Raw genomic sequence first — 11,736 nt, 5'->3', positions numbered from 1 at the left:
TTGTGCCTCGCAGATTCTCACAACTCACCCGTTTTGGTGTACTCTTGCCGCCCTGGCATGAGGATAATAATGAATGGACATGACTTTTTTACGCGCCAGCTTTCTGGCTATGCTTTTTTTCCTGACCGCGTGTAACGATCCCACTCCCGTGGCGAAAGCCGACGCACCCGCCGCGATGGTGCTTGAAGGCAAAACGATGGGGACCTTCTGGCGCGTCAGCGTGATGAACCTCGATAAAACACGCACTGATGAACTTCGCGGCAAAATACAGTCGCAGCTGGACGCCGACGATCAGCTGCTGTCGACCTATAAAAATGACTCTGCGCTGATGCGCTTTAACCTCTCCACCAGCACCTCCCTGTGGCCGGTGAGCGAGGCGATGGCCGATATCGTGACCGAGGCGATGCGCGTGGGTTATAAAACCAACGGCGCGATGGATGTGACCGTCGGACCGCTGGTAAACCTCTGGGGATTTGGCCCGAACAAACAGCCGTTGACCACGCCCGAACAGGCGGCCATTGATGACGCCCGCGCCAGGACAGGGCTGCAGCATCTGACGGTGATCAATCAGTACGGGCAACAGTACCTGCAAAAGGATATCCCCGATCTGTTTGTCGATCTGTCGACGGTCGGGGAAGGCTATGCGGCGGATCATCTTGCTGCGCTGATGGCCCAGGAAGGTATTTCCCGTTATCTGGTCTCCGTGGGCGGCGCGCTAGTCAGCCGGGGCATGAACGCCAGTGATAAGCCGTGGCGCGTAGCGATTCAAAAGCCGACCGATCGGCAAAATGCCGTGCAGGCGATAGTGGATATCAACGGACATGGGATCAGTACCTCCGGAAGCTACCGTAATTATTACGAGCTTGAGGGGAAGCGTATTTCGCATGTTATCGATCCCCAGACCGGGCGTCCCATTGTGCATAACCTGGTCTCGGTGACGGTCATTGCCCCCACCGCGCTGGAGGCGGATGCCTGGGATACCGGATTAATGGTTCTCGGCCCGGAAAAAGCCAAAGAGGTGGTTCGTCAGGAAGGGCTGGCGGTTTATATGATCACCAAAGAGGGCGACGGTTTCAAAACCTGGCATTCACCGCAGTTCGACAGCTTCCTGGTGCGCGACAAAAATTAAAAAGCAAGGTTACGGGTTTTTTATCAGTGGCACTCAGGCAGGCTCTATGTATGCTTACAAGAGGAGCCGATAATGAGAAACTCAACCTTTATTACCGATGAGGATCGCTGGCAGGCCGTGCTGGCCCGCGATCCGCTCGCTGACGAACAGTTTGTCTTCGCCGTGCAGACCACGGGTATTTTCTGCCGCCCATCATGCCGCGCCCGCCACGCGCTGCGTAAAAATGTCCGCTTTTATCCCGATGCCCACCACGCCGTACAGGCAGGGTTTCGTCCGTGCAAGCGCTGCCTGCCGGACAAACGCGATCCGCAGGCGCAGAAGCTGGCGAAAGTGGAACACGCCTGCCGTCTTCTGGAGCAGGAACCTACGCTAACCCTGGAGGGGCTGGCGCAGCAGGTCGCCATGAGTCCTTTCCATTTCCACCGTCTGTTTAAGTCCGTGACCGGCATGACGCCAAAAGCCTGGCAGCAGGCGGCGCGAGGCCAGCGCCTGCGCACCGCGCTTGCACAGGGAGACAAAGTTACCGACGCCGTGCTGGCTGCGGGGTTTCCCGACAGCAGCAGCTATTATCGTAAAGCCAACGATGCGCTGGGCATGACGGCGAAGCAGTACCGCAAAGGGGATGTGGCAGTGCGTTATGCCATCAGCGACTGTTCGTTAGGACGCTGTCTGGTTGCAGAAAGCGAGCGGGGGATCTGCGCGATCCTGCTGGGTGACAGCGATGCAGAATTAGCCGAAGAGCTTGCCGCGCAATTTCCAAAAGCAGCGCATGCGCCGCTGGAAGAGGATTTTGCACAGCGGATCCAGCAGGTGATTGCCAGTATTGATAACCGCGACGCACCGCTTGCGCTGCCGCTGGATATTCGCGGAACCGCGTTCCAGCAGCGCGTCTGGCAGGCTCTTCGCAACATTCCCTGCGGCGAAACGGCAAGTTACCAGCAGGTGGCGCAGGCGATTGGTCAACCCAATGCGGTACGCGCCGTTGCCGGAGCCTGTGCGGCAAACACGCTGGCGATTGTGATCCCCTGCCATCGCGTGGTTCGTAACGACGGCGCGCTGTCGGGTTACCGTTGGGGGACGGCGCGAAAAGCGCTATTACTGAAACGTGAGGCGAAACGCCAGGAGGGATAATGCTCGATCTTTTTGCGGATGCTGAACCCTGGCAGGAGCCGCTTGCGCCGGGGGCGGTGATCCTGCGCCGTTTTGCACTCTCCCGTGCGGCGGCGCTGCTTGCCGGTATCGACGAGGTGACGGCGGTTTCGCCGTTTCGCCATATGGTGACGCCGGGCGGCTACACCATGTCGGTGGCCATGGCCAACTGCGGCGAACTGGGATGGGCGACGAACGAACGGGGCTATCTGTATGCCCCGAACGATCCCGCCACCGGCCAGCCGTGGCCCCCGATGCCTGCAGTTTTTCAGTCTCTCTGCCACGAGGCCGCTGTGGCAGCGGAGTATCCTGACTTCCGGCCGGATGCCTGCCTGATCAACCGCTACGCCGTTGGCGCGAAACTCTCGCTACATCAGGACAAGGATGAACCCGATCTGCGCGCGCCTATCGTCTCGGTATCGTTAGGTCTGCCCGCCGTCTTTCAGTTTGGCGGATTACGCCGCAACGATCCGCTCAAACGCATCATGCTGGAACATGGCGATGTGGTGGTATGGGGCAGGGCGTCGCGGCTTTATTACCACGGCATTCAGCCGCTGAAACCCGGGGTCCACCCGCTCACGGGCGAATACCGTTATAACCTGACCTTCCGTCAGGCGGGGTACAGTAAACTAAAATAAGAATTATTCTTGATGTACACGCAGGGCAGTTTACACTGCTGGCTGATTTTTATTGTCCGGATTGCCTGCATGCAACTACTTCTCCTTGTCTGGCGTCAGTATCGCTGGCCCTTCGTCGCCGTAATGGCATTAAGCCTTGCCAGCGCCGCGCTGGGTATTGGCCTGATCGCGTTTATTAACGTGCGGTTGATTGAAATGGTCGACACCTCGCTCTCCGTATTGCCGGAGTTTCTCGGCCTGCTGCTTCTGTTGATGGCGGTTACGCTCGGTTCCCAGCTTGCGCTGACCGCGCTCGGGCACCATTTCGTTTTTCGTTTGCGCAGTGAGTTTATCAAGCGGATCCTGGACACCCAGATAGAGCGCGTTGAGCAGCTCGGCAGCGCTTCCCTGCTGGCGGGGCTGACCAGCGACGTGCGCGCCATTACCATCGCGTTCGTTCGTCTGCCGGAGCTGGTTCAGGGGATCATACTTACCTTTGGATCGGCGGCTTATCTCGCCTGGCTCTCCAGCAAAATGCTGGCGGTGACCGCGCTGTGGATTGCCATTACCATCTGGGGCGGCTTTATGCTGGTGTCGCGCGTCTACAAACACATGGCGGTGCTGCGCGAAACCGAAGATAAGCTCTATAACGATTACCAGACGGTACTGGAAGGACGCAAAGAGCTCACCCTGAACCGCGAGCGCGCCGAGCATATCTTTAATAACCTCTATATTCCGGACGCGCGCGAATACCGTCACCATATTATTCGCGCCGATACCTTCCACCTGAGCGCGGTGAACTGGTCAAACATTATGATGCTGGGTGCCATTGGGCTGGTATTCTGGATGGCGAACAGCCTGGGCTGGGCGGATACCAACGTAGCGGCAACCTACTCGCTGACGCTGCTGTTTTTGCGCACGCCGCTGCTCTCGGCGGTCGGTGCGTTGCCCACCCTGCTGAGTGCGCAGGTGGCATTTAATAAGCTCAAAAAATTCGATCTCGCGCCGTTTAAAGCCGAATTCCCGCGCCCGCAGGCCTTCCCGAACTGGCAGACGCTGGAGCTGCGTAACGTCACGTTCCGCTATCAGGACAGCGCCTTCTCCGTGGGGCCGGTCAACCTGACGATCCGCCGCGGTGAACTGCTGTTCCTCATCGGCGGCAACGGCAGCGGTAAATCTACGCTGGCGATGTTGCTGACCGGACTCTATCAGCCTCAGTCGGGCGAGATTTTGCTGGACGGCACGGCGCTGAGCGTGGAGAAGCCTGAGGATTACCGCAAGCTTTTCTCGGCGGTGTTCACCGACGTCTGGCTGTTCGATCGGCTGCTGGGGCCGGAAGGGCAACAGGCCAATCCTGCGCTGGTGGAAAAATGGCTGGCGCAGCTGCAGATGTCGCACAAGCTGGAGTTACAGGACGGGAAGATCCTCAATCTGAAGCTTTCCAAAGGGCAGAAAAAGCGCGTGGCGCTGCTGCTGGCGCTGGCGGAAGAGCGTGACATCATCCTGCTGGATGAGTGGGCAGCGGATCAGGACCCGCATTTCCGCCGCGAGTTTTATCAGGTGCTGCTGCCGCTGATGCAGGAGATGGGCAAAACCATTTTCGCCATCAGCCACGACGATCACTACTTCATACATGCCGACCGCCTGCTGGAGATGCGCGACGGCAAGCTGAGCGAGCTGACCGGTGAAGAGCGCGATGCGGCCTCGCGTGACGCGGTGGCGCGCACGGCCTGATGCCAATGTGCCGGGTGGCGGCTTCGCCTTACCCGGCCTACGATTTTGTAGGCCCGTGTAAGTGTAGCGCCGCCGGGCATGCCGCTTTTTTCTCCACCTCGCCCCGTTGTTTATTCTTATTTACATATCCCCGCGCTATGCTTAACCCCAACTCATTTAATGGATTTATGATTGATGTCGGTATTAAAGAAAAACAGCGCCAGGCAGCGTGATCAGGAGCGCGCGCGACTCATCTGGCTTCTCACGACCGATAAAGCGGTCACTTCTACGCTATTAGGCAAACTCACCCTGGCTGAGCAATATGATGTCGGCACCCTGGCCGACGATATTGCTGAGGTAGGTGCGCTGGTTGCTCACTTACCGCCACCTGACCTGGCGGATACCCTTGAGGCGCTTCCCTCGGAGGAACGCCACGCCCTGTGGCGTCTGGTGCAGGATCACGAGCGCGGGCAGGTGCTGCTTGAGGCCTCTGAAAACGTCTGGGACGACCTGATCGACGAGATGAGCGACAGGGACATTCTCGACGCTCTGCAAACCCTGGATATCGACGAGCAGATTTACCTCGTTCAGCACCTGCCGCGAAACCTGACCGGTCGCCTGCTGGCGTCACTGCCTGCGGAGGAGCGGGCGCGCGTGCGTCAGGTGATGCACTACGAGAAAAACAGCGTCGGCGCGATCATGGAGTTCGGCGTTATCACGGTGCGACCGGACGTGACGCTCGGCACCGTCCAGCGCTATCTGCGTCGCCTGGGCAAGATGCCGGACAACACCGATAAACTGTTCGTCACCTCCCGGGATAAAACCCTGCTTGGCGAACTGGAGCTGAAAACCATCCTGCTCAACAGCACCCAGCGGAAGGTGAGCGAGGTGATGGAAAACGAGCCGATGGTCTTCTCCCCGGAAGACGATGCGGAGAAAGCGGCGCGTACCTTCGAGCGTGATGACCTGGTGAGTGCCGCCGTCGTGGATTCCGTCGGCAAACTGATGGGGCGTCTGACCATCGATGAGATCGTTGATGTGGTCTACGAAGAAACCGACAACGACCTGCGTGCGCTCGGGGGGATCAGCGCCGAAGATGACGTCCATGCCTCCGTCGGCAAGGCGGTGAAAACGCGCTGGGCGTGGCTGGCCATTAACCTGTGTACCGCGTTTATCGCCTCCCGGGTGATTGACGGGTTTGAACACACCATTTCTCAGCTGGTGGCACTGGCCTCGCTGATGCCGATTGTGGCCGGAATCGGCGGCAACACCGGAAACCAGACCATCACCATGATCGTCCGCGCGCTGGCGCTGGAAAACATTCAGCCCGGTAACTTCGCCTTTCTGATCTTCAGGGAGATGGGCGTGGCGCTGATCAACGGCCTGGTGTGGGGCGGCATTATGGGCGGCATCACCTGGTGGCTGTATGACGATATGGCGCTGGGTGGGGTGATGATGCTGGCGATGGTGCTAAATCTGCTGGTGGCATCGATGATGGGGGTCATTATCCCGCTGACGATGACCAAACTGGGGCGCGACCCCGCGGTGGGGTCGAGCGTGATGATCACCGCCATCACCGATACCGGCGGTTTCTTTATTTTTCTTGGGCTGGCGACGATTTTTCTTCTTTAAGCCGACCCTTAATGCGGGCGGGGAGGAGTGCCATAACGATAATCCCGCCCAGCACGCCAATCGCCAGATTACCGGTTGATACCGTGGCGGCTACGGTGACCAGCATGACGACCGTTTCTGCTATCGGGGCCGTTTTCACCGTGGCTGGCTGAAGGCTGTGCCAGCTGAAGGTTTTGACGGCGACAATCGCCATAATACCCGCCAGCACCGCCATCGGGATGTTGGCCATCACGTCGCTGAGCGCCGTCACCAGGATCAGCAGTACAATGCCCGCCGCAATCGTTGAAATGCGGCTTCGACCTTTCCCCATCTCCACGTTGACGATGGTTTGCCCAATCATCGCGCAGCCTGCAATACCGCCATAAAATCCGGCCAGAATATTGCCGACGCCTAATCCAATGCTTTCGCGGCGTTTACCTGACGGTGTCGCGGTCAGCTCATCCACCAGCTTTGCCGTCAGCAGGGATTCCAGCAGGCCGACAAAGGCGATGCTCAACGCGCACGGCCAGATAATGCTCAGTGTCTGTGCATTGAGGGGAACCAGAAGTTCGGTAAGACCCGGCAAACCGCCGCTCATGGAACCTTCATCGCCCACGGTCGGCAGGATTTGACCGGTTGAAACGGTGAACACGGTAAGCACAACAATCGCAATCAGCGGGGAAGGGATGCTTTTGATATAGCGCGGCACCCAAAGCACAATCAGCAGCGTCAGCACGAACAGGCCCACAATCAGCGGGCTTCGGCTCCAGAAATGCGGCACCTGAGCGAAGAAGATCAAAATGCCCAGGGCGTTAACAAACCCGGTCATGACCGACTGGGGAATAAAGCGCATCAGCCTTGCCATGCCCAGCACGCCAAACAGAATCTGAATCACGCCAGCCATCAGCACGGCGGGAAAAATGTACTGTACGCCGTGCTGATGCACCATCGGGCCAATGACCAGCGCCACGGAACCGGCCGCTGCCGTGACCATCGCCGGGCGACCACCGAGTACAGACAGGGCAAGACACAGCACCACGGAGGCGATCAGGCTGACCTTCGGGTCAACGCCCGCCACCACTGAAAATGAGATGACTTCGGGGATCAGCGCCAGGGCGGTAATCACGCCTGCCAGCGTTTCACGCGTCAGCTGCTTAGGGGAACGCAGCACGTTGGCTACGCGGTCTTCGGGGGATACAGCAGAATGGGGTAAGGACATAACAGTTCGCTGGTTAGGGCAGGCTTCCGTGCGCGCGATCACAAAACGCAACATACTAGCCAGTAAAACCGCGCTTTACCAGACGCATCGATAATTCCTCACAAACAATCCATCATTAAATTTCACAATTACAATAATTTCGTAACCTTTAAACAATATTTAAAAGTTGTTACCGTGCCCCCGCAGCTTTTTTCACCTGCAATTTCCACGCATCAAGCACTTTTACACTAAGGCATAAATTATGAAAAAAATGACTGCCATGCTCTTTTCTCTGACCGTGGGGCTTAACACCGTCTCCATGGCGGCGAAAGCTGACGCACCAAAAGAGCAGGAAACGGACGTCCTTTTAATTGGTGGCGGTATCATGAGCGCCACGCTGGGAACCTATCTGCAAGAACTGCAGCCGGACTGGTCTATGACCATGGTCGAGCGCCTTGATGGCGTGGCGCAGGAGAGTTCGAACGGATGGAATAACGCCGGTACCGGACATTCGGCACTCATGGAACTGAACTATACGCCGCAGAAAAAGGACGGTTCCATTAGTATCGAGAAGGCGGTAGAGATTAACGAAGCATTCCAGGTTTCTCGCCAGTTCTGGTCTCATCAGGTTAACAGCGGCGTGATGCACGACCCGCACTCCTTCATCAACACCGTGCCGCACATGAGCTTTGTGTGGGGTGAGCAGAACGTTAACTTCCTGCGCGCGCGCTACGCCGCTCTGCAGCAGAGCACGCTTTTCCGCGGGATGAAATACTCTGAAGACCACGCGCAGATTAAAGAGTGGGCTCCGCTGGTCATGGAAGGTCGTGACCCGAACCAGAAAGTGGCGGCGACCCGTACCGAAATTGGTACCGACGTTAACTACGGTGAAATTACCCGTCAGCTGGTGACGTCTCTGAAGAAAAAAGAGAACTTCAACCTGCAGCTCAGCACCGAAGTGCGCGGTTTCAAGCGCAACGCGGATAACAGCTGGAGCGTGACTGTTGCCGATCTGAAAAACAACGAAGCCGAGCACGTTATCAAGGCGAAGTTTGTCTTTATCGGTGCGGGCGGCGCGGCGCTGAAGCTGCTGCAGGAGTCCGGTATTCCGGAAGCTGACGACTACGCGGGCTTCCCGGTGGGTGGCCAGTTCCTGGTGTCCGATAACCCGGAAGTGGTGAACCGTCATCTGGCAAAAGTGTACGGCCAGGCTTCTGTTGGCGCGCCGCCGATGTCTGTTCCGCACATCGACACTCGTATGCTTGATGGCAAACGCGTGGTGCTGTTTGGGCCGTTCGCGACCTTCTCCACGAAGTTCCTGAAAAATGGCTCCCTGTGGGATCTGCTCAGCGCCACGACCACCTCTAACGTCAAGCCGATGATGGACGTGGGTCTGGATAACTTCGACCTGGTGAAATACCTGATTAGCCAGGTGATGCTCTCTGACGATGACCGTTTCGAGGCGTTGAAAGAGTACTATCCGCAGGCGAAGAAAGAAGACTGGCGTCTGTGGCAGGCGGGTCAGCGCGTACAAATCATCAAGCGCGATCCGAAAGAGGGCGGCGTGCTGCGTCTGGGTACCGAAGTGGTGAGTGATAAGGATGGCACCATCGCCGCGCTGCTGGGTGCATCACCGGGCGCGTCTACCGCTGCGCCAATCATGCTGCACCTGATGGAAAAAGTGTTTAAAGATAAAGTCGCCAGCCCGGAATGGCAGGCGAAGCTGAAAACCATTATTCCATCCTACGGCACGAAGCTGAACGGCAACGTGAGCGCGACGGAGCAGGAGCTGGAATACACCAGCCGCGTACTGCAGCTGCAATACATCAAGCCACAGGCTGCGGATGCTGCGCCAAAAGCGGAGCTGAAGCCTCAGCCGGAAAACAAACCGGTTGCGGATATCGCGCTGTAGTGTAAAAAAGCCGGGTGGCGCTGACGCTTACCCGGCCTACGTTCGGTGTTGTTTTGTAGGTCGGGTAAGGCGAATCCGCCACCCGACTTATTTTTAACGTACTACGGCTTGTCCAATGTTCTCATCAGCCTTCCACACGCGATACTTCACTTCCACGTTTTCAGGCGTATAGACCACGATCGGCAGCTTGCTGTTGTAGCGCAGAAGACTGTTGTCGCCCAGATAAGCCGTCACAAATTTCTTCTCTTTCTTGCCATCCGGGCAGGCCATCATGGTGGAGACCGGAGAGGTCACTTTATCAAAGACGTAATAGTCGTAACCCCAGCCTTCCAGGGTTTTACTTTCCAGCTGACCGCCCAGACGGTGCTGGTTGCAGTCCACTTCCAGCGTCTTGCCAATTAACAGTTCCACTTTGAAGTTCGCTTCATCCTGCTGAACCGGCAGCTGAATCACCTGACGCTTCATCCCTTTGTCCGCTTGCGGGTACGGAGCCACTTTTTCCAGTGGCTGCTCTTTTGGGGTTTCGCTGGCGAAAGCACTGCTGCTGAAGCACGCGGCGGCGATGAGGGCGATGGCAAATTTAGGTGCGTTTTTCATTGTCATTCCTTTATGTCAAAACGATCCTGAGCAGGTTAACATAACAACTATGAATGATTGGTGTTATTTACTTACATTTTCACTATGGATAGCGTTATACGCTTTTAAACATCCTGTTTAGTGGTTGTTTATGCTGGTGTGGAGTCGGGTGCCAGTTCGTGTTATTTTAGACTGTATATAATGTTATTCATCTGTAAAAGGGAAGAGAGATGGTTCGTGCAAAACTGAAAACACCTGAAGGCCGCAAATTCCTCCTGGCGCTGCTGGTCGTGTTTATGATTGCTGCCGCGTGCGTGGGGCGGGCAACCATTGTTGGCGTGATCGAACAGTACAATATCCCCCTCTCTGCCTGGACAACCAGCATGTATGTCCTGCAATCGGCGATGATCTTCGTCTACAGCCTGGTATTCACCGTACTGCTGGCTATCCCGCTGGGCATTTTCTTCCTGGGTGGACGTGAGAAGCACTAAGCATTCACCTCAGAAATGAAGCCAGCCTGCGGGCTGGCTTTTTTTATATCAGATGATTTTTATTCGCATTTCCAGGATATTCTGTTTCGAACGAGGCTGTTCGATATAAAACAGGAGATGCGCAATGTTATCCCGGTTTGCAACGCTCAGCCGGATCCCGAAAGGAGTCTGGGTTGTGGGTGGCGTCAGTATGTTGATGGATATCTCCTCGGAGATCATTCACAGCCTGCTGCCGTTGTTTATGGTCACGACGCTGGGTGCCAGCGTGATTTTCATTGGTTTGATTGAAGGTCTGGCTGAGGCCACTGCGTTGTTTATCAAGGTGTTTTCCGGCGCAATCAGTGACTATCTGGGCAAACGTAAAGGGCTGGCGGTTCTGGGCTACGGTCTTGGCGCGTTGAGTAAACCGCTGTTTGCTATTGCCTCTTCCTCCGGCATGATCCTTGGGGCTCGCTTAATCGACCGGGTAGGGAAGGGGATCCGGGGAGCGCCGCGCGATGCGCTGGTCGCTGACGTTACGCCGCCGGAACTCCGCGGCGCGGCCTTTGGTTTGCGTCAGTCGATGGACACCATTGGCGCCTTTCTCGGGCCGCTGCTGGCCGTAGGCTTAATGCTGCTGTGGAATGATGATTTTCGTACCATTTTCTGGATTGCGGTGATCCCCGGCGTACTCGCCGTTGCCTTGCTTTTCTTCGGCCTGCATGAGCCTAAAACCCCTGTCGAGCATAAACGAACGAATCCTATTAAACGAGAGAACCTCAGGCGCCTCGGGAAAGGCTGCTGGTGGGTCATTGGCCTGGGGGCCATCTTCACGCTCGCACGTTTCAGTGAAGCATTTCTTGTCCTTCGCGCTCAGCAGTCGGGTGTGCCGCTGGCGCTGATCCCGCTGGTGATGGTTGCCATGAATCTGCTCTATTTCCTCTCTGCCTATCCGTTTGGCAAGCTATCCGACGTGATGAGCCACACCCGATTATTGCAGTGGGGGCTGGTGGTGCTGATTGGAGCGGACATTGTGCTGGCGCTGAGCACCCACTGGGCAGGCATTATTTTTGGCGTTGCGCTTTGGGGGATACATATGGGCATGACCCAGGGACTGCTGGCGGCAATGATTGCGAAAACCGCACCCGCGGATCTGCGCGGTACCGCCTACGGTATTTTTAGTCTGGTCAGCGGAGTGGGGTTATTAGTCGCCAGCCTGGGAGCAGGGGTAATCTGGGAGACGTTTGGTGCGCAGTATACTTTCTATGCCGGGGCGGTGATTTGTCTGGCGACGTTGGTTTATCTGCGAAAAACACCTGACGAAATGGAATAAAAAAAGCCATCAGGCTGGTTTTCAGTAT

General features: G+C 56.8%; 10 protein-coding genes. 8 read left to right on the top strand and 2 right to left on the bottom strand.

Going from position 1 to position 11,736, the window contains the following annotated elements:
- Positions 1 to 73: 73 nt before the first annotated feature.
- The 5 genes from apbE (at position 74) to mgtE (ending at position 6,240) form a co-directional block, all read left to right on the top strand.
- Complete coding sequence (gene apbE, locus V1566_RS18670; protein ID WP_395304291.1) at positions 74 to 1,129, top strand: FAD:protein FMN transferase ApbE; 1,056 nt, start codon at positions 74 to 76, stop codon at positions 1,127 to 1,129.
- A gap of 72 nt (positions 1,130 to 1,201) precedes the next feature.
- Positions 1,202 to 2,260: a bifunctional DNA-binding transcriptional regulator/O6-methylguanine-DNA methyltransferase Ada gene (gene ada, locus V1566_RS18665; protein WP_395304290.1), complete on the top strand. Its 1,059-nt coding sequence runs from the start codon at positions 1,202 to 1,204 to the stop codon at positions 2,258 to 2,260.
- Positions 2,260 to 2,916 carry a DNA oxidative demethylase AlkB gene (gene alkB, locus V1566_RS18660; RefSeq protein ID WP_395304289.1) on the top strand — a complete coding sequence of 219 codons (657 nt, stop codon included), beginning with the start codon at positions 2,260 to 2,262 and terminating at the stop codon, positions 2,914 to 2,916. Before ada ends, alkB begins: the two co-directional genes overlap by 1 nt.
- Positions 2,917 to 2,985: 69 nt before the next feature.
- The gene (locus V1566_RS18655; protein WP_395304288.1) at positions 2,986 to 4,629 is read left to right on the top strand and encodes a multidrug ABC transporter permease/ATP-binding protein; all 1,644 of its coding nucleotides are present in this window, start codon (positions 2,986 to 2,988) and stop codon (positions 4,627 to 4,629) included.
- Between the two features lie 174 nt (positions 4,630 to 4,803).
- Positions 4,804 to 6,240, top strand: a complete 1,437-nt coding sequence (gene mgtE / locus V1566_RS18650; protein ID WP_069303099.1) for a magnesium transporter — start codon at positions 4,804 to 4,806, stop codon at positions 6,238 to 6,240.
- Here the strand turns inward: mgtE and V1566_RS18645 are convergent.
- Positions 6,203 to 7,492, bottom strand: a complete 1,290-nt coding sequence (locus V1566_RS18645; protein ID WP_395304287.1) for a SulP family inorganic anion transporter — start codon at positions 7,490 to 7,492, stop codon at positions 6,203 to 6,205. The two genes, mgtE and V1566_RS18645, sit on opposite strands and share 38 nt — an antisense overlap.
- 187 nt (positions 7,493 to 7,679) lie before the next feature.
- Between V1566_RS18645 and mqo the strand changes: the two genes are divergently transcribed.
- Positions 7,680 to 9,329, top strand: coding sequence for a malate dehydrogenase (quinone) (gene mqo, locus V1566_RS18640; RefSeq protein ID WP_395304286.1), 1,650 nt, complete (start codon positions 7,680 to 7,682; stop codon positions 9,327 to 9,329).
- 93 nt (positions 9,330 to 9,422) lie between these two features.
- Here the strand turns inward: mqo and eco are convergent, their stop codons facing one another.
- Complete coding sequence (gene eco / locus V1566_RS18635; RefSeq protein WP_395304285.1) at positions 9,423 to 9,926, bottom strand: serine protease inhibitor ecotin; 504 nt, start codon at positions 9,924 to 9,926, stop codon at positions 9,423 to 9,425.
- Between the two features lie 209 nt (positions 9,927 to 10,135).
- Here eco and V1566_RS18630 point away from each other — a divergent pair, with 209 nt between their 5' ends.
- Positions 10,136 to 10,396, top strand: coding sequence for a DUF2534 family protein (locus V1566_RS18630; protein WP_008500962.1), 261 nt, complete (start codon positions 10,136 to 10,138; stop codon positions 10,394 to 10,396).
- Between the two features lie 124 nt (positions 10,397 to 10,520).
- Positions 10,521 to 11,708 carry an MFS transporter gene (locus V1566_RS18625; RefSeq protein ID WP_395304284.1) on the top strand — a complete coding sequence of 396 codons (1,188 nt, stop codon included), beginning with the start codon at positions 10,521 to 10,523 and terminating at the stop codon, positions 11,706 to 11,708.
- Positions 11,709 to 11,736 lie beyond the last annotated feature (28 nt).

Origin of the sequence: Enterobacter sp. ECC-019, assembly GCF_043974075.1 — a bacterium.
Lineage (GTDB): Bacteria > Pseudomonadota > Gammaproteobacteria > Enterobacterales > Enterobacteriaceae > Enterobacter > Enterobacter asburiae_D.
The sequence above is the reverse complement of the archived record's forward strand: the minus strand, read 5'-3'. Positions and strand labels throughout refer to the sequence as shown.